Source organism: Pedobacter jeongneungensis (genome assembly GCF_039538295.1).
GTDB classification, from domain to species: Bacteria; Bacteroidota; Bacteroidia; order Sphingobacteriales; family Sphingobacteriaceae; genus Pedobacter; species Pedobacter jeongneungensis.
The window spans coordinates 92804-117077 of the sequence record NZ_BAABBY010000008.1; the positions used below are offsets into that span (position 1 = coordinate 92804).

At 38.3% G+C, this 24274-nt stretch carries 23 protein-coding genes; 9 read left to right on the plus strand and 14 right to left on the minus strand.

What is annotated here, in order from left to right:
* Together ABD769_RS16580 and ABD769_RS16585 are read left to right on the plus strand one after the other, a co-directional pair.
* Positions 1–1674, plus strand: coding sequence for a sensor histidine kinase (locus tag ABD769_RS16580; RefSeq protein ID WP_344852510.1), 1674 nt, complete (start codon positions 1–3; stop codon positions 1672–1674).
* Between the two features lie 184 nt (positions 1675–1858).
* Positions 1859–2548 carry a response regulator transcription factor gene (locus ABD769_RS16585; protein WP_344852511.1) on the plus strand — a complete coding sequence of 230 codons (690 nt, stop codon included), beginning with the start codon at positions 1859–1861 and terminating at the stop codon, positions 2546–2548.
* Between the two features lie 111 nt (positions 2549–2659).
* On the opposite strand, the gene ABD769_RS16590 is transcribed toward ABD769_RS16585, so the two are convergent.
* The 5 genes from ABD769_RS16590 to ABD769_RS16610 form a co-directional block, all read right to left on the minus strand.
* Entirely contained in the window at positions 2660–3922 is a 1263-nt protein-coding gene (locus ABD769_RS16590) for a metallophosphoesterase (RefSeq protein WP_344852512.1), read from the minus strand.
* Between the two features lie 92 nt (positions 3923–4014).
* Complete coding sequence (locus ABD769_RS16595; protein ID WP_344852513.1) at positions 4015–5502, minus strand: P-loop NTPase family protein; 1488 nt, start codon at positions 5500–5502, stop codon at positions 4015–4017.
* A 20-nt stretch (positions 5503–5522) separates the two neighbouring features.
* Entirely contained in the window at positions 5523–5816 is a 294-nt protein-coding gene (locus ABD769_RS16600) for a DUF3861 domain-containing protein (RefSeq protein ID WP_344852514.1), read from the minus strand.
* A 61-nt stretch (positions 5817–5877) separates the two neighbouring features.
* Positions 5878–6975 (minus strand): vWA domain-containing protein, encoded by a 1098-nt coding sequence (locus tag ABD769_RS16605; protein ID WP_138818699.1) that lies wholly within the window; start codon positions 6973–6975, stop codon positions 5878–5880.
* Positions 6976–7322: 347 nt separating this feature from the next.
* A complete protein-coding gene (locus tag ABD769_RS16610; RefSeq protein ID WP_344852515.1) occupies positions 7323–8201 on the minus strand; it encodes a carbohydrate kinase family protein in 879 nt (292 codons plus the stop codon).
* 94 nt (positions 8202–8295) lie between these two features.
* Here ABD769_RS16610 and ABD769_RS16615 point away from each other — a divergent pair, with 94 nt between their 5' ends.
* Positions 8296–8721 carry a YybH family protein gene (locus tag ABD769_RS16615; protein ID WP_344852516.1) on the plus strand — a complete coding sequence of 142 codons (426 nt, stop codon included), beginning with the start codon at positions 8296–8298 and terminating at the stop codon, positions 8719–8721.
* Here the strand turns inward: ABD769_RS16615 and ABD769_RS16620 are convergent, their stop codons facing one another.
* The 9 genes from ABD769_RS16620 to hemW form a co-directional block, all read right to left on the minus strand.
* Positions 8722–10089 carry a S41 family peptidase gene (locus ABD769_RS16620; RefSeq protein WP_344852517.1) on the minus strand — a complete coding sequence of 456 codons (1368 nt, stop codon included), beginning with the start codon at positions 10087–10089 and terminating at the stop codon, positions 8722–8724. It abuts the gene before it with no gap.
* Between the two features lie 52 nt (positions 10090–10141).
* Positions 10142–10756 carry a sugar O-acetyltransferase gene (locus ABD769_RS16625; RefSeq protein ID WP_344852518.1) on the minus strand — a complete coding sequence of 205 codons (615 nt, stop codon included), beginning with the start codon at positions 10754–10756 and terminating at the stop codon, positions 10142–10144.
* A gap of 35 nt (positions 10757–10791) precedes the next feature.
* Positions 10792–11430 carry a hypothetical protein gene (locus ABD769_RS16630; protein WP_344852519.1) on the minus strand — a complete coding sequence of 213 codons (639 nt, stop codon included), beginning with the start codon at positions 11428–11430 and terminating at the stop codon, positions 10792–10794.
* A gap of 72 nt (positions 11431–11502) precedes the next feature.
* The gene (locus ABD769_RS16635; RefSeq protein WP_113947658.1) at positions 11503–12381 is read right to left on the minus strand and encodes a cupin-like domain-containing protein; all 879 of its coding nucleotides are present in this window, start codon (positions 12379–12381) and stop codon (positions 11503–11505) included.
* Between the two features lie 126 nt (positions 12382–12507).
* On the minus strand, positions 12508–13293 hold the full coding sequence (locus ABD769_RS16640) for a DUF3050 domain-containing protein (protein WP_344852520.1): 786 nt from the start codon (positions 13291–13293) through the stop codon (positions 12508–12510).
* A 133-nt stretch (positions 13294–13426) separates the two neighbouring features.
* On the minus strand, positions 13427–14308 hold the full coding sequence (locus ABD769_RS16645; RefSeq protein ID WP_344852521.1) for a cupin-like domain-containing protein: 882 nt from the start codon (positions 14306–14308) through the stop codon (positions 13427–13429).
* Positions 14309–14512: 204 nt separating this feature from the next.
* Entirely contained in the window at positions 14513–15064 is a 552-nt protein-coding gene (locus ABD769_RS16650; protein ID WP_344852522.1) for a fasciclin domain-containing protein, read from the minus strand.
* Between the two features lie 440 nt (positions 15065–15504).
* Positions 15505–16287: an SDR family oxidoreductase gene (locus ABD769_RS16655; RefSeq protein WP_344852523.1), complete on the minus strand. Its 783-nt coding sequence runs from the start codon at positions 16285–16287 to the stop codon at positions 15505–15507.
* 101 nt (positions 16288–16388) lie between these two features.
* Positions 16389–17513, minus strand: a complete 1125-nt coding sequence (hemW, locus tag ABD769_RS16660; protein ID WP_344852524.1) for a radical SAM family heme chaperone HemW — start codon at positions 17511–17513, stop codon at positions 16389–16391.
* Between the two features lie 97 nt (positions 17514–17610).
* Between hemW and ABD769_RS16665 the strand changes: the two genes are divergently transcribed.
* The 6 genes from ABD769_RS16665 (at position 17611) to porN (ending at position 24268) form a co-directional block, all read left to right on the plus strand.
* A complete protein-coding gene (locus tag ABD769_RS16665) occupies positions 17611–18588 on the plus strand; it encodes a DUF4271 domain-containing protein (RefSeq protein WP_344852525.1) in 978 nt (325 codons plus the stop codon).
* Between the two features lie 14 nt (positions 18589–18602).
* Positions 18603–19373: a uroporphyrinogen-III synthase gene (locus tag ABD769_RS16670; protein WP_025143998.1), complete on the plus strand. Its 771-nt coding sequence runs from the start codon at positions 18603–18605 to the stop codon at positions 19371–19373.
* Positions 19374–19598: 225 nt separating this feature from the next.
* Positions 19599–20924: a T9SS ring complex lipoprotein PorK/GldK gene (porK, locus tag ABD769_RS16675; protein ID WP_344852527.1), complete on the plus strand. Its 1326-nt coding sequence runs from the start codon at positions 19599–19601 to the stop codon at positions 20922–20924.
* Between the two features lie 40 nt (positions 20925–20964).
* Positions 20965–21771 carry a type IX secretion system motor protein PorL/GldL gene (porL, locus tag ABD769_RS16680; protein WP_344852528.1) on the plus strand — a complete coding sequence of 269 codons (807 nt, stop codon included), beginning with the start codon at positions 20965–20967 and terminating at the stop codon, positions 21769–21771.
* Between the two features lie 42 nt (positions 21772–21813).
* Positions 21814–23346, plus strand: a complete 1533-nt coding sequence (porM, locus tag ABD769_RS16685) for a type IX secretion system motor protein PorM/GldM (protein WP_344852529.1) — start codon at positions 21814–21816, stop codon at positions 23344–23346.
* Positions 23347–23353: 7 nt separating this feature from the next.
* Positions 23354–24268: a type IX secretion system ring subunit PorN/GldN gene (gene porN, locus ABD769_RS16690; protein WP_344852530.1), complete on the plus strand. Its 915-nt coding sequence runs from the start codon at positions 23354–23356 to the stop codon at positions 24266–24268.
* Positions 24269–24274: the final 6 nt, after the last annotated feature.

Here is a 24274-nt window from a genome sequence, read left to right on the forward strand (position 1 = left end):
ATGGCCTTAGATAAAAAAAGCAGTTACCGTAAAAATTTCTCTCTTGGTGTAACCTTCATTATACTCATTTCGGTTCTTTTTATCCTGTCGCTTTTCCTTGCGTTTAACTATAGCAAAAAATCGATAGAAAATGATTTTGTTTCGGAAAAGGTAAATGTGCTGGAGCAGAGTATTAAACCTTACAATGACTTCTTTCAGAACAAAATGCCCGAAATTTCTTATTATAACGGCTTTTTGGATTCCTCTACTGCATCAAAGTTTGTTGATACCGTGATGTTGAAATATCCCTTCATCTCAAAAGTTACTTTTTACGATACAGAGGTGAAGAATGTTCCGGTTAAAGACGGGATTAATGCCAATCACCTTGGTATTGGCCCAAAATCAATTTATCAGTTTGGCAAAGGGGTAAAACCCGATTCGATAAAACTGTACTCAGAAGATGATACACGGTCTTTTAACGTGGGGAGCGATTTTAACGCAATTGCAATTAAACTGGCTACTTTTGTTGAAGATCTGGATACGACCTCCGTACCCACCCAGGAAGAACTTTTTACCAATTTCTCTATCGTTAACTCCAACGAAAATAAAATCACTTACCTTAATATTCCCCGTCGCGAAGATTTAAGGATTTATAAAGATATGATCAGGCGTAAGCTTAATCCTGCCCCGGTTTATCCGCAGGATGTAATGGTTTTCAAATTGGATGCACACCAGATAAAGATTGTTAATACCCGTCCTTTATTGTACCAAACCATCAGGATTGAGCCGCTTACCTACGATCCGATAGATACATCTGATGAAAACATTACTACTGAAATTGCATTGCCGGGAGCATTCTCCGATTTTAAGTTTTACCTGATTTCATCCAAATCTTATATCAAAAAGGAGATTTTTATTTATTTTATGCCAATAGCCTTAGTTCTACTATTGGTTTATGGCGTACTTCTGCTGGTTGCCTTTTTAATTTACCGTAACCTGAACATTAACAGTAAAATGTTTAAGCTCCAGTACGATTTTGTGAACAACCTTACACATGAGTTTAAAACGCCGGTGAGTGTAATTAAAATCGCTGGGAACAATATTAAAAGCGCTCCGGCTTTAACCCAGAGGGAACAGCAGCTTTATGGTAAAATATTGGATGAAGAGGCCGATAAACTTAATGGTTTAATGAACAAGCTGCTGGCCTTTACACAGATCGAAAATAAGGCAATCAAGCTGAATCATGAAGAGGTAAATATTGTTGATTTTATTGAGAGTACCATCGAATCGCATACCTTAAAACACCCCGATTTTAAAATGACTTACGAGGTTGTTGGCTTTAAAACCTTTATTACCGACCCGGTGTTGTTAGGGAGTTTGTTTGATAACCTGGCAGAAAATGCTTACAAATATTCGAAACCCGATCAGAAGAAACTGCATATCAGCGCTAAACTGATTAAAGGCGTGCTGGTGTTCCGTTTTACAGATAAAGGAATTGGTATCGCATCATCAGAATTAAACAATATATTTAAGAAGTTTTTCAGGATACAGAATGAATATAACCAAATGGGCAGTGTTGGACTGGGTTTGGCATTCTGCAAAGAACTGGTTAACTTTATGGAGGGAGAAATTACCGTAAAGAGTAAAGTAGGAAGTGGTACAGAGTTTAAAATTGTGCTGCCATATAATAGTTAAATTTAATAGTTGAAATGTTAAACGTTGGAAGGTTGTAAAGTTGAATTAACATTCAAACCTTAAAACTTTTCAACCCTTGCAACAATAAAGAAGTTTGAAAGTTACACGTTAAAAGGTTGGCATGTTAAACTTAACCTTTAAACATTGAAACTTTTCAACATTAAAACAGTAAAAAAACACATAAATGTCTAAAGAAGTAAAAATATTAATCGTAGAAGATGATGAAAATCTTCGCTTTCTTGTGGCCCACCGTTTAAAAGCCGAGGGTTATACGGTGCTTGAAGCAAATGATGGCGAAGCAGGTGAAAGAATGATTTTGGCCGATCAGGCCGATATTGTTTTATTGGACTGGATGATGCCAGGTAAACAAGGTGCCGAAGTTTGCGAAAATGTGCGTAAGCAGGGTTTCGAAAACCTGGTAATTATGATGACCGCCAAGGCACAGGATGTAGATAAAATTGATGCCTATAATTTTGGTGCGTCTGATTATATTACCAAACCTTTTAATATGGACGTTTTAGTAGCCATGTTAGAGAGCAAGGTTAAATTTATCGTGAATAAAGATTCTGCCGAGATTCACCGTTTTGGCAATATGGAACATCATCCGAACATCCACACTTTGTTTAGAGACGGAAAGAAAATTGAGTTAACGATATTGGAAAACCGTATCCTGCTTTATTTCCTTCGCAACCCGGGCAAAGTAATTAACCGTGACGAATTGATGCTGGTGGTTTGGGGTTACAACTCTGATGTAAACACCCGTACGCTAGATATGCACATTGTACGCTTGCGTAAAAAGATAGAACTGAACCCTGATAATCCACAGCTGTTACAAACGGTTAGAGGGGTAGGGTATCGTTTTAACGCGGGGTAAAGAAAAATCGTCATTTCGACCGCAGTGGAGAAATCTAATTAATGATTACTTAGATCTTTTATAGATTTCTCCATTTCGTTGCACTTCAGTCGAAATGACGAGTTTTATTATTTAAGCTCTTTTCAACGTAAAAATCGTAATTTCCGGTAAAATACCAACCCTGCCCGGATAACCTAAAAAGCCATAGCCTACATTTACGTAAAGTTGTTGTTTTTGCTCCTGGTATAAACCTGCCCATTCTTTGTAAATGTATTGCACAGGGCTCCATTGATATTCTTTCAGGCGAACACCAAACTGCATTCCGTGCGTATGGCCACTGAACATGGCATCTATCTGCGGATATTTCTGTAAAACCTCTCCACGCCAGTGCGAAGGATCGTGACTCAATAAAAGTTTAACCGGCAAATCATCTGTATTTTGAACAGCGAGTTCCATTTTTCCATATTTGGGGAAACGGCCCATGCCCCAGTTTTCAATACCTAAAATGCCAATTTCTTCGCCATCTACCTTTAACCTGCGGTTTTCGTTCATTAACAGGTCGTAACCCATTATTTTGTGTACGTCAACCATATCTTTCAGGTTTTTTACTTTGGCCGGAGAAGATTCCTTACCGAAATAATAATCACCATAATCATGGTTTCCGAGTGACGAAAATACACCCAGCGGTGCTTTTACCTTCGAAAATATATCCTGGTAATCCCTTACTTCGTTGGTGAGGTTGTTTACTAAATCGCCCGTAAAAAAGATAAAATCAGGCTTTTCACTCAACAACATTTCTACACCACCTTTTACTGCTGTTTTGTTGTAGAAACTTCCCGAGTGGATATCTGAAATCTGCCCCATGGTAATGCCATCAAAGGCTTTAGGCAAGTTAGGGAGGATTAAATTTACCCGCCGTACCTGATAATCGTAAGCACCAGAAATAATGCCCCAGCTAAGTGAGGTTAGAGGCACAGCAGCTGCCACCAACCCGGCTTTTACCAAAAATTCTGATCTTGAAATCTGTTCTCCAGGTATAGCTTCAGCCGTTTGTGTTGTGCCCGAAACTTGAGCCGTTTTATTTTTCCTGAAAATGCGGATAAACAATCTTCGTAGATCGTCCAATACCAAAAAAGGCAACATGGCCATTTTGCAGGCTACCGTTAAAAAGAAAGCGACTAAGATAATTGCCCTTAACGTGAGGAAAAGATTAAGGTAAATGCCACAGAAAACGCCTATAATCAATAGCGCGCTGTAAGTCCAGTAAGCAATGCCAAATGCTTTTTTTGTGCCCGGTTTCCATTTTTTAAAAACAGAAACAATGGCTTTATAACAGTAAATATCAAATGCAATAATAAAAATGCAGGCGGCAATAATAAAAGGTAATCTTCCCATTATATATTCGGGTTTGTAAATAAAAAAGCTTCGACAGATTCTTCTTTAAGGGAAGAATTTGTCAAAGCTAATCAAATTAGAGAAATTCAATATTATCTGAAATCGTCTTCATCCTCTTCCTCATCAAATTCGGCGTTAAATAAGCTGCCAAACATATCAGAAAAGCCGAAGCCTCCGTTTAAAAAGTTTTTGCTCAATTGGGAATATTCCGCCAGGCCATGCAATACAAACTCCATTAACAATAAGGTTTGGTTTTCACTCAGTTTAGGATGGAATTTCTTTACTAAATCATAAAGCCCAGGCACCAGCATTAATGCTTTTTTGTATTGCGCATTGCTCAAAGTATCCGTAACATCTACATTATGGCCTTCCGTAAACCATTCGGTTACTTCGGTATAAGGATTGGCTGTTTTGGTTTTTTTAGCCTTTTCGGGATCTGGGAAGTAACGTGCAAACAAAGTTTTAACTGCTTTGCCAATTAAAGTAGTGGCTACGTGTGCCGGACCTTCCAGCTCGCCTTCGTAAACCAGCTCTATTTTACCGGTTATAGCCGGAATAATCCCCGCAAGATCAGATAAACGTACGAACGTATTTTTCTCTCCAGCAATCAGCATTCTTCTTTCTGCCGTGCTGATCAGATTTTCATAGGCAGAAATGGTTAACCTGGCCGAAACCCCCGATTTCTGATCGATATATTCACTTTTACGGGCTTCGAAAGCAATCTGTTCTACCAGGTCTTTTAATAAGCCATCGGCCTCAATATTGGCTTTTTGTTCTGCAGTAAGTTTGGCCTCCTGAAAAGTAATTTTACGCGAAATCTCAATACTTTTTGGATAATGGGTCAAAATCTGACTTTCAATCCTGTCTTTTAACGGCGTAACAATACTTCCTCGGTTGGTATAATCTTCCGGATTTGCTGTAAAAACAAACTGGATATCCAAGGGTAAACGCAATTTAAAACCGCGGATCTGAATGTCTTTTTCCTGCAACATGTTAAACAAAGCCACCTGAATACGGGCCTGTAAATCGGGAAGCTCGTTAATCACGAAAATACTTCGGTGTGCACGTGGAATTAGCCCAAAATGAATTACACGCTCATCATTGTAGGTTAACTTTAAAGTAGCGGCCTTAATCGGGTCTACATCGCCAATTAAATCGGCAACCGTAACATCTGGTGTGGCCAGTTTTTCGGTGTACCTTTCGCTGCGGTGCAACCAGGCAATTTCGGTGTCGTCACCTTTAGTAGCGATTTCATTTTTTGCGTACCACGAAATTGGATTCAATGGATCATCAAAAATCTCGCTTCCGGCAACATACGGCACATATTCATCCAGTAAATTTACCATTAAACGGGCAATACGCGTTTTTGCCTGTCCGCGTAAACCTAACAATAAAATATTGTGGCGCGATAAAATGGCGGTCTGTAACTCCGGAATAACCGTTTCATCGTAGCCGATAATGCCCTCAAATTCGGTTTTTTTATCGCGGAGCACTTTAATCAGGTTTTCCCTCAGCTCTTCCTTAACGCTTCTTGATGTATAATTTGTAGCCTTTAACTGGCCTAATGTTGTATTTTGCATATATGGGATTGTACTATTCGTTATTTACTTTTCAGTTTTTTCATAAACTCACCAATTGCGGGCTGAAGTTCTTTGAAAAGTTCCTGGTCTCTGTTTTTTAAAACTACTTCTGTAAACATTTTCAAACCAATGGCAAACTCGGTACTTTGATTTTCATCATCAAAAATGTTTTTGCTTTTAATGGCATTGATAATGTTGAATATATTGTCGTGATTATCAAATTCGAGTGTTAAAGGACCATTTTTTACATCATCCTCTTTTGCTAAAGATATTTCTTCTAATGTTAATTTATATTTATTTGTACGTTTAGCCATGCTTAATTTATTTTAATGCCTTATGTCTTCCAATTCCGGACTAAAGACTTTTGACTCCCGACTATTTAACTGTTTTACGTCTGTTTTTAATGTAATCTTCAAAAATATATTCGCCTAAGCCATTTAATGAGCTATAAAATGCCCTTCCGCCATTAATTTCAGTAAACTGACGTACAAATTGCTGTAAATAAGGATCTTTTGCAATCATAAACGTAGTAATCGGGATTTTTAACCTTTTACACTGCGCCGCCATGTTTAAGGTTTTGTTAATCACTTTACGGTCCAAACCCATACTGTTTTTGTAATATTTACCATTTTCTTTCAGGCAGGTGGGTTTTCCATCCGTAATCATGAAAATCTGTTTGTTATGGGTTTTCCGGCGACGGAGCAAATCTGCAGCCAGTTCTAAACCTGCATAAGTATTGGTATGGTAGGGGCCAACCTGTAAATAAGGCAGGTCTTTCACACTGATCGGCCAGGCATCATTTCCAAAAACAACAATATCCAAGGTATCTTTAGGGTATTTCGTTTTAATCAGTTCGGCCAGGGCCATGGCCACTTTTTTAGCTGGCGTAATCCGGTCTTCACCGTATAAAATCATCGAATGCGAAATGTCGATCATTAGTACTGTAGAAGTTAAGGTTTTAAAATCTTTTTCTTCTACTTCCAGATCGCGGTCGGTTAGGGTGAAATCGCCGATACCATGATTAATCTGCGCATTTTGGATCGAAGCGGTCATATCAATCTGATCCAAACTATCACCAAAATTATATTCACGCCTGTCGGCATTTTTTTCTTCGCCTATGCCCGATTGGTTGCTGTTGTGGTTACCACGACCAGATTTTTTCAGCTTGCCAAAAATTTCGTCCAGGGCAGATTTGCGGATGGTTTGTTCCGTTTTGGCTGTAATTTTAAACTCTCCCGATTGATTGTCTTCCGTCAGGTAACCTTTATCCTTTAGGTCGTCGATAAAATTACCGATGCCATAATCATTATTGGTTAATTTATATTGTTTGTCGAGCTCGTTCAGCCAGCTTAAAGCCTCTGCCGCATCTCCTGCCGTATAGTTTAGCAATTCGCTAAATAATTTCAGCAGTTCATCAAACCCTCCCTTAGGCGCATCGCCCGGCTTATAATCAGAAAAACGAAAACCTCTCATGTGCTTATATTAACGATTTACCGAAGATAAAAGTTTCGCTTTGCATTAATTTAAGCGCCATGTCATATTTGGGGCCAAGCAGAAAGGTAAAAGCTGAAAGAGCAAAGCAGGTAGAATTGAAAACTGCCAACTGAGAACTGTAAACTAATTTGGGCGTTCCCCAATCCCGATGAATAATCGGGAAAGGGTCGGGCTTTTCAGGGCTGCGCTGCGCTTCGGTACCGATGAAAAATCGGTACTGAACCCTTCCAATCCCTAACGCAAAACCCACCGTTTTAGCTCAAGCCTATTAAGTTTTAAACTTTCCTTGTTAATCTGTGCATCCGTGGCAAAAGGCAAAAAGCTTACTACAATGCCATGTGATAAATCTTTTTATTGTAATCAGGGTTTGCACCCGGCTGCGAGGCTACAAAAGCGCCAACCTTACAGGCATTATCCAAAGTGGTTTCCATTGGGTAGCCTTGTAAATAGCAGGCAATAAACGTAGCTAAAAAGGCATCGCCGGCACCAACGGTATCGGCAACCTGAACTTTGTAACCCTCATGTTTAAATAATTTCCCGTCTTTTAAAACACAGGCGCCTTTATCGCCAAGTGTAAGGCAGATGATTTCAATATTGAATTGCTTGGAAAGTTGTTTCAAAAGCTGCTCATCAGTATTTCCGGTTAAACCGAACGATTCCTTTACCCAAACAATTTCGTCTTCATTTATTTTAAGAATATCGGCTTTAGCCATAAGCTCTCCGATTAATTCTTTATTGTAAAACGGTGCGCGGAGATTAATGTCGAATATTTTAGTTTTTGCGTGGTCTAGAAGTTCGAGAATTGTTTTTTTAGATTGCTCCTCCCTGCAGGTTAAGCTGCAATACACCAAGGCATCGGCCTGTTTTACAGCAGCTACGTTTTCATCCGTAATTTTAATATCGTCCCATGCTACCGGCTGTTTAATGGTATAGGTAGCCTGATGGTTTTCATCAAGCTGTACCACAACGGTACTGGTTGGTAATCCGGTGTTTATCTGTACCAGATCTGTTGAAAAATGATTGCCGGTTAAAAAGTTCAGTAATTCTTTTCCATTTTCGTCATCACCAACAGCGCTGATGAAACTGCTTTCGATACTTTGTTTGTGTAAGTTAAGGGCAACGTTCATACTCGAACCGCCTGCTTTCTTTCCCTCCGGGAAAACATCCCAAAGTATTTCGCCTATTGTGATTACCTTATTTTGCATGGTAGCTTGATAAAAAATGTAAATAACCAATTTTTAGCGATGGAACAAAATATTTTGTTTCATATCTTTAATTTTTACCAAAATTGTAATAATCATGAAAAAAATACTGCTTATCGCCCTGTTTTTTATTTATTTCAGCACTCATGCTCAAAATGCAAAAGATAAACAAGCTGTTCTCAACATACTCGAAAAACAGCGCAGCGATTGGAACAAAGGCGATGTTGAAGCTTATATGCAGGGTTACGCAAAATCAGACAGTTTACTTTTTGTAGGTAAAAGCGGACCAACTTACGGCTGGCAAAAAACACTGGATAATTACAAACGCGGCTATCCCGATAAATCTGCCATGGGCTTTTTGGTATTTGGAATAAAAAAAGTCGAATTTTTAAAACCCGATCTTGCCTTTGTGCTGGGTAGCTGGAATGTAAAGCGTGAGAAAGATGAATTAAAAGGATATTTTACACTGTTGATCAAAAAAATAAAAGGGGAGTGGAAGGTGATCGTTGATCATAGCAGTTAATTATTCCGATACCTTTAATATGTATTGAAGTACAGGATCAAGACCTTTAATTTTATCAAGATAACTTGTTTCGATTTGGCGATCGGGTAGTACAGGGTGTCTGGTTTTGTTGTTACAATCAGCCCCAAAATCTAAACTTGTTGATACATTGAAGCCGATTTTACTGTTAGGCAATTGAAAGTGGTAACCTTCACCAAAATCGTTTGTGTTTTCTCCCGTAGCTTCGCCAATTAGCTTTGCCAGTTTAAATTGTTTTACACCATCTGCAAGCATATTTGCACTCGAGAATGTCATGGGTCCGGTAATAATATAAACTTGGCCATTAAAAAAGGCTTGTTCGCTGGTGTATTTTGGATCATAAGGCTCGCAGTTGAGCCTTTGCCAGATACTATTGTTAGATTGTTTTAAGTAATTACTACTGGTATCACCCTGCTTAATTAATTGATCTTTGTACAGCTGACTTATTTTCCAATTTTTCCCGCCAGATAAGGTATATTTTTTTGAATTAAAAAAGCCTAAAAGTAAATCTGCATTGATAGAATTGCCTCCTGTATTTTTTCTGATATCAATGGCAAGGGTTTTGATTTTTTTCTGTTTTATTACCGTAAAACACGAATCGAAAAAATTCAGATAAGGATGGTAATCGCCCTCTAAAGTATTTAATTCAATGTTAGCAACCTTATCTTCCAATATATTAAATGAATAGGGCTTACCAATCAGGTTTGGAAATGCATCGCCTATTAAATCTCTTAAAATACTTCCATTTTCAATTGTTTTAATTCCTTTTTTGTGCTGATACTGATAAGCGATTTTAAAAGGGGGCCTTATACCCGAAAGGTATATGTTATAGCCGATCATTTTAATGGCTATCTCATTGCGGTAAGTTTGAAGCCCACCTACACGCAATGCACTTTCCTGGTAAAACTTTTGAATAGAAGTTCCGTTTACTGAAATGATTTCTGCACCTGCAGGAATAATACCCGGTAATGCTTTTCCATCGGAATAGGTTTTACCTTTTTTATCAGCAACAAATGTTAAGGGTAAAAAAACAGGTTTCCTGAAATCTGCCTTAAATATAGATTGTATAAAAGTGGGTGCAGTGTGGGCATCATCAATAAGACCTGTTATTTCTCCAAGTTTTAAGGTAAAGGGTCTGGTTTCAATTGAATCGGGGATGGTACTTTTTACCTGATTTATTTTTTGTATGTATTTAATCTCTGAAGTGTATAAAAATGGGTTGTAATGTGCCGCTCTGATTACCTTGTCGAGGTAGTCGATATCAGCAATGGCTTCTGTTTTAGAAATCCGTTGTGCAAAACCCGACAAGAAAGTAAAAAACACAAATAAAAAAGGTAGCGCTGTTTTCATTACATCAATTTACCCTAAGACGATATCCGGTGGGTTAAGGTTGCATTGAAATTTACTCACCCAACTTAAAATCCTTATAATAATAATCCTTGTCCTCATCGGTTAACTGGCGGATTACCCTGCAAGGGGCTCCTGCGGCGAACACATTATCCGGGATATCCCTCGTAACCACACTGCCCGATCCGATTACTACATTTGATCCGATTTTTACGCCGGGATTGATTACTACATTCCCACCAATCCACACGCTATTGCCAATCGTAATTTCCTGCGCCCACTCATATTCCTGATCTCTTAAATGTGCATGGATAGGATGGCCTGCGGTATAAATGGCTACGTTTGGCGCAATAAAAACGTTGTTACCAATACTCACTTTGGCGCAATCTAAAATAACGAGGTTGAAGTTTGCGTAAAAATTATCACCAATTTCGATGTTATAACCATAATCGCATCTAAACGGTGGCTCTACATAAAACATCTTTTCTGTTTTGCCGAACAGTCTTTTCAGTAATTCTTTACGTTGTTTAATGAATTTTGGAGCCAGGTTATTAAATTCGAAAACAATTTCGCGGGCTTTTAATCTTTCTTTTGCCAGCTCTGCGTCACCCGCCTGGTAAGCTTTTCCTGACAGCATTTTTTGTTTTTCGGTTAGGGTTGTTTGTTCCATGGATTTATTCTGGTTTGAAATGTGGTTAAGTTAGTTTATAACGAGAAGTCGATTTTATTTCCATTCCAGTCATGCATGCTGATATTGGTAACGACTTCGTCTAATTGAAGAAGGTAGGTTCTGATCTCTTCGAGAGAAGCAGATTCGTGAATGCAAGGGCCCCATAAACTATCAAATGTGCAGGTGAACAATTGTTCCTTTATTTTTCGTTCTATTTCCGCCTTGTCTAACGTTACCTTATAAATTTGAGTATTTTCTTCCAGTTGGGAAGTATCGCCATAAAGAACGTTAATATGTCGTTGTAAAATAGAAGCAATCTCGCCTAAATATTCATCATGAAGCTGATCACAGGCATCGGTAAAATTAAATGGATTGAAATTGGCATTGTATGCTGCAATAGTCTGATTGTTGAGGTCGAGCATTATGATGCCATAATTGTTCAGGCTGGCATAGAAAGGAGTGGTTATCGATTCGAACGAAATATCAATCTCAACGTGCTTATTGGCACTGACGAAGTGAAAATTACTCTGGGGGTTGTGCATCGGCGGTTTTTGAGAAAAATCAGAAAACCCATGCCCCTTTAAAAAGGAGAAATGATTTTCGAACATCGGTCTCATGTATAGATTCAAATCAAAGTCGGCCATGCGTGCTTTAAATGAAAAACGGGACTTCATTGCTGAGCGTCCCGTTTTGGTATTTTGTTAATCACAGCTTAACAGATTTTTAACGCCCATGAAAAACTATTCTTATGGTCTGCCTTTGGCTAGAGCTCTTTCAGCAATTTTAACTGCTTTTTTCTCTCTCCAGTTGGCATATTTTTCTTTGAAAGTCATTTTAATTAAGCTGTCAATGGCGCCGTGGGTAAATAAACTCCAAACGCTGGCCACTTTCCGGGTAATCGATTGATCCCATGCCCTAAGGCTTAACGAGAACGATCCATCCAGGTATTTCATCCAGTGCCACATTCCTGTAGGCATAAATAAGGTATCGCCATGCTCTAAGAAAACTTCATAACCCTCAACACCGTTTAGTGCGGGGAATTTTTCGAAATCAGGATTGGCAACGTCATAATCTTCCAAAGCATAAGTTGCATTTGGTAAGCAATATAACCTGTCTTTCCATTTATTATCGAATAGAACAATGTGTTTCCTACCACCAAAATGGGTATGGAAAATGTGCGGCAAATCGATATCGTAATGTAAAAAGGTTACCGAGTTAGATCCGCCAAAAAACATGGCCGGCATACTTTCAATAAAACCACCCATTAAATCTTTAGGGATTTTTACATCATTGATTAAACTAGGTACTTTTTTAAACAGGTTAAAAAAGAAAATCCTCAATTCTGTTGGCTCACGTTTAATCAGGTCGAGGTAATCGCCAAATTTCATGTGTGCAGTAGCCGCATTAATTGGTTTCGATGGGTCGGCTTTAGAGTTATCGTAAAGCGGAACTTCCAGCTCACCGCCAATTTCTTTTAAATATTCAGTAGTCCATTTTTCTCTGGCAGGCCAGTCTTTGGTAAGGCCCCTGATGACTAACGGACGTTTAGTTTTCAAATAATTTTTCTTAAAATCTTCAGGAGTGATATTCTCAACAATATCAACAGGTTTTAAAATGAAACTCATGCGCTTAAATCGGTTATTTGTGCCGAACAACAAATGTGTAAATTTTATTTTACAAAATTGAAGTTAACAGTTAAATGTGACTAAAATCACGTAATCTAAATTAGCAAATACTTAACAATTTAATAATTAAGCTTCAACTTTATTTTTAACAATTTCGGCATAAGCTGCATCCCAAAGGTCGATGCGTTTCTGTAAAGCCTGTTTTGTGGTTTCTTCTGCTTCTGCCCAAAATGCTTCTTCTTTTTCGCAGAGTTTCTCCGTCATCGAGAGTGCCAAATGGCTGTGGTGATCGCCGTCTACTTCAATATGGCGTTCTAAATAATATTTAAAAATCGATACTTTATCGGCCTGAGTACTGTTCAGGTCGTTTACCATGCTGTAAAACATGTTTGGAATTAAATCCTCCCTGCCAAAGGTAAAACTGGCTGCCTGTAAATGTGTTTTGCCGCTATTAATGGTTTCGAAAGTGGCATTTACAAAATCTTTTGCTGCGGAAGGTACATCGGCAATTTCAAAAGCTTCGTTGAAACTTTTACCATTTTTTAAGGCATTTAAAAAATCATTAATGGGTTTTGTATTGGCCCCGCACTGATCCATGGCATCTAAATATAACTCGAAATGACTTTTAATGGCGCCATCTGCATCCACATCCGATTCTTCTCCAGCTACAATTTCATTAATCAACTGTCTGGTAACCGGATCGCCAACCGGAAACCAGGGCAAACTGGTACAGGTAAGGTTAATCTGTAAAGCTTTAAGCAACGACATGAAATCCCAAACGGCAAAAATATGGTGTTCCATAAACACGCGTAAATCTTCCAGTTCGCTAATGGCCGAATAAACTTTGTGGTTAATAATCTGTTGTTTAAGTGGCGTGATGCTTTCTTGTATTTTTATAATGTTAGGATGCATATTTTATTATTGAATGATTGAGTTTTGAATGAGGAAATTGAAATTTTGAATGAGAGACTGATTGATTTAGTGAATTGGCATAAAGCTTAGCACTGCTCATTCTATCATTCAACACACATTCATTCTATCATTATTATCTTGGTAAATTCTTTTCTAACGCTTTACCTGCTCTTTTAATTGCAAGTTCTTCTTTCCAGTGCATGTACTTTTCACGGTAGTTTGCTTTCATAAAGTCGTCAAATTTACGCTGTAAAGTTAAGTTATACAAGCTTTTTGCTTTCACAGCCCAGCTTTTGTCCCATGCCCTCAAACTAATAGAGAAAGATCCGTCCAGGTATTTCATCCAGTGCCAGTAACCCGTAGGCATAAATAAGGTATCACCATGCTCTAAAAACGCTTCTACTCCCTGAACACCTTTTAAGGCCGGAAATTTATCAAAATCAGGATTTTCCACATCATAATCTTCCAGCGCATAAGTGGCGTAGGGAATCTGGTATAAACGCTCTTTCCACTTATAATCGAACAGGATTACGTGTTTGCGGCCGTTAAAGTGGGTATGGAAAATGTGTGCCAGGTCAATATCGTAATGTAAAAAAGTGACAGAACCTTTTCCGCCAAAAAACATATTGGGGTAACTGTCTAAAAAGCCGCCCATTAAATCTTTTGGGGCAATATAATCTTCCAGTAATTTTGGGGCAAATTTTATGGGATCAAACAAAAAAATGCGCAGATCTGTAGGGGTTTCTTTAATCAGATCGATGTAATCGCCAAATTTCATTTCAGCAGCCGAAGCATTAATCGGTTTAGAAGGATCAGCTTTCGAACTATCATAAAGTGGAACGGTTTTATCCCCAACAACATCTTTCATGTATTCCATCGTCCACTTTTGGTAAGCCGGCCATTTTTTAGCCATATTTTTTATTACCAGGGGTTTACGGGGTTTAAGGTAGTTCAGCTCGAAATCTGATTTAGATATGTCTTCAACTACATCTATCGGAGATAAATTGAATTTCATGTTAAATAACTATTAATGAAGCAAAATTAAATAGTTAAAAAACAGCAAGCAGCAGAAATGAGAAAACTTGAAAAAAAACTGACAATTCATCAAAAAAAGTCAGATGTTAAGAATAGGGAATAATGTTCCGGTAATTTGGTCAAAAACAAAAACGTTCTGGCAAAAACCAGAACGTTTTATTTGATTATAAGGATATACGATATATTATTTAGGCATTAAAACGGTATCAACCACGTGGATTACACCATTTTTTTGGTAAACATCTGCAATGGTTACAGTGCTCATTCCGCCTTTTTCATCTTTTAAAACCAATTTTTTGCCTTCCATCCAGGCCCAAAGTTTACCACCTTGTACAGTTGTTAATTCTGCTTTGCCGCCGCCAGCTTTAATTGCTGCTGCAATTGCTTTGCTATCCATTTTACCGGCAACAACATGGTAAGTTAAAATTTTGGTAAGGGTTGCTTTGTTTTCTGGTTTAACCAGGTTATCAACAGTTCCGGCAGGAAGTTTATCAAATGCTGCATTTGTTGGAGCGAAAACAGTAAACGGACCAGCGCCTTTTAAAGTTTCTACCAAACCCGCTGCTTTTACTGCTGCCACCAATGTAGTGTGGTCTTTTGAATTTACCGCATTATCAACAATATCTTTAGTTGAATACATGGCCGCGCCACCAACCATCGGATTTTTTTGAGCGTAAACTTGAGTTGTAAATGCCATGGTAATTACGGCAAAAACTGATAGGATTAAATTTTTCATTATTTCTAATTTTTAAGTTTCTGTTATTTGATTCCATTTACGATGGCTTACAGATACTTGGTTTTTAGAAATAAAATTTATTGTTTAATTTGTTGATTTTGAGTGTTTTAATTTTTGTTTTTTTAGTTTTGAAAAAGTAATATGGTAAACTTAGGGAGGGGGTAGCCCTGTTTTACTAAATTTCTTGACTGTTGTTCGCTTTGTTCAGAGTGATAATCTCCCATAGCATGGGCGTCATCTCCGGAGCCCCGCGAAGTGGAGAGATCTATCTGGGTAGATTTAGCTTCACTGAGCCTTCGGGTTCTCGACTGCGTTACACTCTGCTCGAAATGATGGTAACATAGCAGAATTTTGCACATAGATAACAGCCAAAAGGATATCGCTGCAATCGGGCTTAAGTATTTGGGTTCATTCTTAACGCTATCCGCCAAACACTCCACCTAATTCACCTTCGCTGTCCTTATTTTTTTAGAGAAAAATTTAGGGAAAAAGCGTTTCAATAATACACCTTTTGTTTCTTTTCCACCAATGTAAACCTCTTCTTTTTTATTGCTAATGGCCTGTACAATTTGTTTGGCGCAATCGGCCGGGCTCATCGCATTTTCATGTGCATCGCCCATCATGTTTAATGGTTTGCCTTCTGCAGTTAAGGCGTTGTAGGTTACGTTAGTTTTGATAAATCCCGGGCAAATTATGGTGATATCAATGTTTTGATCATAAACTTCCGATCGGAGGGAATCGAAATAGCCATGTAATGCATGTTTTGATGCAGCATAGGTTGAACGGAACTTTGTTCCAAATTTTCCGACTAAACTGCTGATTACGGCAATCTGTCCGCCGCCGTTGCTTATCATCAATGGTAAAACTGCTTTGCTCAATACAACTGTTCCCCAAAAATTGGTGTCCATAATCTGCTGTTCTGTTTGCAGGTTGGTTTCCAGTGCTAAACTCCGCTGACTTACACCGCCACTATTGATCAGTAAATCTACTTTTCCAAAAATGCGGATGGCATCAGCGGCTTTGCTTTCCAGTGTTTCGGTTTCGCTTAAATCGAATGGCAAAACATGCACATTAAAAGAATTTTGGCAATTTCCTTTTACGCGAAAAAGTTCATCACGGTTTCTTCCCGAAATAATCAGTTTGTTGCCTGCTTTAAAATATTCATATACCAGGGCCTCGCCAATACCTGATGAAGCACCTGTAATCCATACAATTTTTGACATATATTTTAATTATTGAATTAGAGATGATCGAATTAGAGAATGATTGAATGATAGATTTTACAAAAGCATTCACTCATTCTCTCATTCAGAACTCACTCATTTTAAACAACAAACAATTCCGAAGCAATATGATCGGCAAATAATTTTCCATTCTGGCTTAAACGGATTTTATCTCCATCCATGATCAGCCAATCTTTATCCTCAAAATTTTTGAGATTGTATTTTGTTTCTTCTAAAAAATCTTTCCCGAAATCGGTGTTTATTTTCTGCAGATCAGTGCCCCACATGGTTCTTAATGAGGTCATTATATATTCGTTAAACCGATCGTTCAAACTCAGCTCTTCAACTATTTCGGGTAGTTTATTCTGCTCCAGGGTTTCGATGTATAAAGCATTGTTAGCCGGGTTCATGTAGCGGTTCTGGCCGTTAAAACCATGCGCCGACGGACCAATGCCAATGTAATCTACACCTTTCCAATAATTGGTATTGTGCACCGCGTAATGTTTAGGTTTGGCAAAATTAGAAATCTCGTAATGTTCAAAGCCGGCTTCCACCAGTTTTTCCATTAAAATTACAAATTGTGCAGCACTCTGGTTATCGTTTACCGGAATTTGCTTTTTGTTCTTAATGGCATGGGCCAAAGCTGTTCTTGGCTCAACCGTTAAAGCATAGGCAGATATGTGCGGTACTTCCAGTTCAATCGCCTTTTGGATATTGCTCAACCACTTTTGATCCGTTAGTAAAGGGTAGCCGTAAATCAAATCGAGTGTTAGGTTTTCAAAACCAGCATCCTGACTTCTCCTGATACAATCTTCAGCTTCTCTGGCCTGATGTGCCCGGTTCATCCAGATCAGGTCTTCATCATAAAAAGATTGAATGCCCACGCTAAAGCGGTTAACAGGCAATTGTTTCAGTTCTTTTAATTTCTGGCTGGTTAAATCATCCGGATTGGTTTCGATTGTGATTTCGGCATTGGCATCTACCGAAAAAGTATGGTTGATGGTATCGAAAATCTTTTGTAAAGCGGCCTGTGATAAAATAGAAGGCGTTCCACCTCCCAAATAAATGCTTCCAACCTGGCTTGTTATCCGGTCTTTTTTCATTTTGATTTCCTTGCAAATGGCATCGACCATTTCATCAGCATATTTTAAAGACGTGCTGAAATGGAAATCGCAATAGTGGCAAGCCTTTTTACAGAAAGGAATATGAATATAGATACCAGACATTGGCGCAAAGATACACCATATTCTAAATCCATTTATTTTATTTAGGTAAACAGTGATTATTCGACTACTTTTGCAACTTTAAGTTTTGATTTACAGCATGCCGAAATTCATTTTTCTTTTGTTTGCCTTTTTATGGTCTGCGGATTTTGTGGCAGCACAGCAGGTTCCTGTTCAAACAGATAGTGCGGTGGTAAATCAATACCGGTATAGAAGATACCGCCCCGACTCGGCAACGCTTGCCCGACAAAAATTTTCTACCGATTCCTTGGTTCATCATACCTGGGTACTACCTGATAGTTTAATCAATAAAAATGCACTTTTAGATACGATTGAAAAGGAATATCTTTCTCCCAAGCTTGATTTATGGGCTTGGAATAAGAAATACCAGCATCTAAAGAAAAAGGCAAATCCATACCAGCTGGGTACAAAAATACCTAAAGGCAATGTAGGTTTACTGGGTTTTATTTATGGGATGCTCGTTATTTTTGCTGTCTTAAAAAATGCATTTTCCAAACAGCTATCTGCCATTGTGCAATCATTTTTCAGCAATCGGATTTTAAATAATATTAATAAGGAAGATAACCTTTTTAGCTCGTGGCCGTTTTTATTGCTTTTTGTGCAGTTCGGTTTTGTTTTTGGGATGTTCTTTTTTCTGGTAGCACAATGGAACGATATGTACCAGGCTAAAGATGGCTTCAAATTTTTCTTTAGCATATCCATTACCATAATTGCATTTTATGCGCTAAAATTAATCCTTTTGCGCTTTCTGGGTTATCTGTTTAATGTTCAAAAACCAGTAGGCGAATATATTTCCATATTATACCTGAGTTACTTTAATGCATCGCTGTTATTTATTCCTTTGGTGGTGGCTTTTGCCCTGTCGCCACTTAAATACGGGGCTGTTTATATCGTATTGGCGTTCTTGTTGTTAGGCATAATATTTGCTTTCCAATTATTGAGGGCGGGTATAACGATACTTTCTAATAATAAGTTTTCTAGAATGCATTTAATTTTGTACTTTTGCGCCCTCGAAATATGTCCTATCCTCATACTAATTAAAACGATAGGGCTGTAGCAGGAAAAAGGAAAATGCAAGAAAAGAACGACTCTAGAATCCGCAAAGTAAAAAGTATTTTGGTTACTTTACCAAAACCTGAAACCGAAAAATCTCCCTATTACGATTTGGCCAAAAAACACAACTTAAAAGTTGATTTCAGGTCTTTTATTCATGTAGAAGGGGTGCCAGCAAGAGACTTCAGAAAGGATAAAATTAACCTTGCCGATTTTACGGCAGTGATTTTTACCAGTCGTAATGCAGCAGACCATTTTTTTAGGATCTGTGAAGAAATGCGTTATGATGTGCCGGCAGAACTGAAATACTTCTGTCTTTCTGAAACAATTGCCTTGTATCTTCAAAAATATATTCAATATAGAAAGCGTAAAATCTTTTTTGGTAAACAAACTGCAGCTGATTTGGCAGAAGTGCTTAAAAAACATGCTGGAGAGAAGTTTTTATATCCTTGTTCGGATGTAGCTACAGAAGATACCATGAAATTTCTCGAAAAAAGCGGATATAATTTTACCCCTGCAGTTTTATTCAGAACTGTAGTGAGCGATTTATCTGATCTGGCTGAAGTTTTTTATGATGTTATCGCTTTCTTTAGCCCGTCAAGCATTCAGTCATTATTTAAAAATTTCCCTGATTTTAAACAAAACAATACAAGGATTGCTGCTTTTGGCGTAAATACCAGTAAAGCATGTGCCGATATGGATCTTATTGTTGACATTGCAGCACCAACTCCCGGCGTACCGTCAATGACGATGGCCATTGAAAACTACATCAAAATATCTAATAAATAATACGTACAATAAATTATTTTACGTCAACACAATAAATGCGTAACTTTGCTGTTATATAGGGAGTTACGCATTTTTTTTAAACAAAATTGCAGAAGCTTAAAACTCCTTAAAGTAACTTTAACCGCTTTGTAGTAATGATTTAACGTAAAATATTTGTTTTTGTTGATAATTTCAGTGATTTTTGATAAAATTGCTCCTAATCGTGCGCTGCACACCATAAAAAATATGAAGAAAATTTACCTTCTAGCTATTGTAGGTATAACTGTAATGCTAGCTAGCTGTGGCCATGGTGGTCAGGGTGAGCTGGTTGGTGCTTATAACCGCAAATTTAAAAATGATCGAATCCCGTTGGGGATGGTTTATATTCCGCCAGGGCATACACCATTGGGAGGATCGGATGAAGATATTACATTTTCTCAGAATGGACCGAGTAGAATGACCACCATTAGTGCGTTCTTTATGGATCAAACAGAGATTTCGAATGCCGAATACCGCCAGTTTACCAATTGGGTGCGCGATTCGATTGCCATTGTGATGATGGGAAATCCACAACAGTTTATGGTAACCCCAAGAGGCAATGCTGCGGCAGCTGTTGGGGGCGATAAATATATTGATTGGAAAAAAGTTGGGCCAAACGGAGTAAATATCTGGCGCAACAAGGGGAGAGGTGCAGCAGCAGCTCAAGCCAGTCAGTTAGATGGTATGTATTATTCTGGCCTTGATGCACTTCCCGGTAAAAAAGAACTTGATGTTCGTAAATTCGAGTATTCTTATGCCGAATTGAATATGGAAAAAGCAGCTATCGGACATAAAGATCCAAACAGCAAACGCCAGGATTATATTGATCGTTATACCATTGCCATTTACCCTGATACAATGGTTTGGAAAACAGATTATTCTTACTCACAAAACGACCCGATGGTTCGCGGTTATTATAACCACCCTTCATATGATGATTATCCGGTAGTTGGCGTAAGCTGGGAGCAGGCTAAGGCTTTTTCTCACTGGAGAACCAGGTTGTATGATGGAGTTGCAACAGCGAGAAGATTACCAGTTGGATCGAGATCTGATTACAGATTACCTGCAGAAACTGAGTTTGAGTATGCTGCAAGAGGTGGTAATACCAAAACAAAATATCCATGGGGCGGTCCTTACATCAGAAATACCAAAGGCTGTTTACAGGCTAACTTTAAACCGGGCCGTGGCGATTACTCAAGCGATGGTGGTATTTACACTGTTGGTGTGAGATCTTATTTTCCTAACGATTATGGCCTTTACAATATGGCAGGTAACGTTTCTGAATGGACAATAACAGCCTATAATAAAGGTGCCAGTCCATTATTGCATGATCTGAACCCTAACTTTACTTATGATGCAGGTGCGAACGACAGTAAGTACAAAAAACGTAAGGTGGTAAAAGGTGGTTCATGGAAAGATACCGGCTACTTTTTACAAAATGCAGTAGCAACATACGAATATCAGGATACACAAAGATCATACATTGGTTTCAGATGTGTTTCATCTTACCCAGGTACCGATTTAAGACATTAAACCAAACAAACTAAAAACTAAAGAAAAACATCAAAATTTTATGGCAGCAAAGAAACAACCAGGCTGGTTACACGTAGCGATTTCATGGGGAGCAAGTATTGTAATTATCGGAGCGTTATTTAAAATTCTACACATTGGTGGAATTGTGGGTAACTACATGATTGGGCTTGGTCTAGGAGTGGAAGCATTTTTATTCTTCTTAACCGGATTTTTCCCACCAGAACCAGAACCAGCATGGGAAAGAGTGTACCCTGAATTAAAAGAAGATTTTAAAGGAGAATTACCAACAGCATCAGCAAGACCTGTAGCAGCGGTAACTTCTTCGAACACGGCAGCTTTAGATAAAATGTTATCAGATGCTAAAATCGGTCCGGAACTAATCGAAAGTTTAGGTGCAGGTTTACGTACGTTTGGTGATAAAGTAGCAACCATCTCTAATGTTGCAGATGCTTCTACAGCTACTAACGAATTTACTGGTAAAATTAAAACGGCATCAGCTGGTTTTGATAATTTGAGCGCGTCTTTTGAAAAAGCTACAGCTAATTTAAAAGCAATGGGCGAGAGCAGTGTAGATTCTCAGGCTTACCACGATCAGGTTAACAATTTGGCGAAGAATTTATCTGCTTTAAACGCGGTGTACGAACTGGAATTACAGGATTCGAGTGCACATTTAAAATCGATGAATAAATTCTATTCAAACTTATCGTTAACCATGCAGAACTTTAACGAATCGATGGAAGATTCGAAACAGTTTAAAGAAGAGGTGAATAAACTGGCTAAAAACCTGGCATCACTTAATGCAATTTATGGCAATATGCTATCGGCCATGAATGGCCCACGTGTATAATTTGTTTAGTTTTTAATTTTTAAAGGAAAAGCTACATCAAACATGGCAGGCGGAAAAGAAACAACAAGGCAGCGGATGATCAATATCATGTATTTGGTATTGTTGGCCATGCTCGCCTTAAACGTATCAGATACCATTTTAGATGCATTCAAAAATATCAACGATAGTTTGGATACTTCTAAAAACAATGTAAATACAAGTATTAATCAGTTATTTTCTGCTTTCGAAAACTCGAAACTGAAAGAAGAGCCGGCACGTGCGCAGCCTATTTACGATAAGGCTAAAGAAGCACAAAAGGCTGCTGATGAATTAAATAATTACATTGAAAGCATTAAAAAAGAATTTACCCAGGCTGGTGACGGAATAGACCCTGAAACCGACGACCTGGTGAACAGATCAAATCAGGATATTGCTCAGAATATCATGATCAATCAAAAGAAAGCAGACGAATTAAAGAAAAGAATTAACGCCACACGCGAAAAACTGATTTCTTTATTAGATCCTGCGGATAGGGCAGGTGTTGCATTCTCTCTTGAAGCAAAAGATCCTGCGAGAAAAAGAAAAGGTAACTGGCAGGAAACTTACTTCGGTGAGGGAACGCCATTAACTGCTGCAATGACCATTTTAACCAAACTGCAAACAGATACTAAAAATGCTGAAGCAGAAGTAGTTAAAAAGTTGTTCGGAAATATGGATAAAGCGCAGGTTAACTTAGATCAGTTTGCGGCAGTTGCAGTAGCACCTACTTCTTACGTAATCCAGGGGCAGCCTTATACTGCTGAAGTATTTTTAACCGCAAGTGATTCAAGATCAACTCCTGATATCACGGTTAACGGAAGTAAATTATCGGTTAAAGATGGTAAAGGAACGTACACTGGTGGTACGGGCAGCGTTGGTCAGTTTACATGGGTAGGTACTATCCGTGTGCGTCAAACTGATGGACAGGTTAAAGAATACAAAACCCAGCCACAAACTTACCAGGTAGCTAAACCGTCGGCATCGGTTGCTTCAACAAAATTGAATGTAATTTATGCAGGTATTGCCAATCCGTTTACGGTATCGGCCGCAGGTTTTCCATTAGAAAGTGTTCGTGCTTCTATTTCAGGCGGTTCTATGTCTGGTAGTAACGGAAACTATAATGTAAATGTTCCCGGCAGCATGGTTGGTTCAGAAGTATCAATCAATGTATCGGCAAGTAATGCTGGTAAAACGGTAAGCTTAGGTTCACAAAAATTCAGGGTTAAAGCCATTCCTGCTCCGGTAGCAAAGGTTGGTGGCCGCGCTGGAGGTGATGTAGCTTCGGTACAGTTAAAAAGTGAATCGGAAATTGAAGCAGATTTGGATGATTTTCCTTTCGATGTTAAATTTAAGATTCAGCGTTATAAATTAACGATTATCAAACCTCGTTCGGATGCGGTTACCGTTGCTGGTAGTGGCGGAAGCTTTGCCGGTGCTGTTAAAGGTGCCATTAACTCGGTTACGCCAGGTACAAGGGTGTTTTTTGAAGATATTGTTTCTGTTGGTCCTGATGGCCGTCAAAGAATTTTACCTTCATTGGCGTTTAGTGTAAAATAAAAAGAAGATGAAAAGGATTTTAAGTATTGCTATTTTAGTTTTGTTAACCACGTTTGCTTTTGCACAAAAAAAGCCTGCTAAGTTAGCACCAAAAAAAGCTGCGCCCGCTGTTACTGCTTCTGTAGTTGACACGGCGAAAAAAGCTCCTGTTAAAACAGCTAAAAAGAAACTAAAGGTTCCGCCTAAAGATGGTTTCTATGCCCGTAAGGACATTGACAGTACTGAAATGGTTCCTTTGGCTGATGTAAGGGAAGAGGATGTTTTTTACGCAAAAAGGATCTGGAGGGAAATTGATTTACGTGATACTGTAAATTCACCATTAAGATCACCAAAATCGAGGTTAATCGATGTTTTAATCGCTGCAATTAAATCAGAAGAGCTTACTGCTTATTCTCCGATTGATAGCGCATTGAACGAAGATGATGCTTTCCTTAATCCAATGTCTGCAGATTCTGCAGCTAAATCAGCATTAGGGACAGCGGAGGTTTCAAATAATAAAACCGGAACTGTTACTACAGTTGTTAATGATTTTAATGCAGATTTATTCCTGAAGTTCAGGATTAAAGAAGACTGGATTTTTGATACTAAACGTTCTATTTTCGAACCACGCATTGTAGGTATTGCGCCTTTGAAATTCAACGAGGTTTCTAAACAATGGCAACCAGTATTTTGGGTGTACTATCCTGAAGCAAGGGAAATTTTGACGAAGAAACGTTTAATCAATACCAATAATGATGCATCTTCATTAAGTTTTGATGATTTCTTTATCCGTCGCTTATTCAGCAGCTATATTGTTAAAGAATCTAATCCTGGAGATAACAAGATCAGGGATATCATTTCAAATCCTAAAGATAGATTGTACGAATCTGAAAGGATTAAAAAGTCCGTTCTCGATTACGAACAAGGTCTTTGGGAATATTAATCTTAT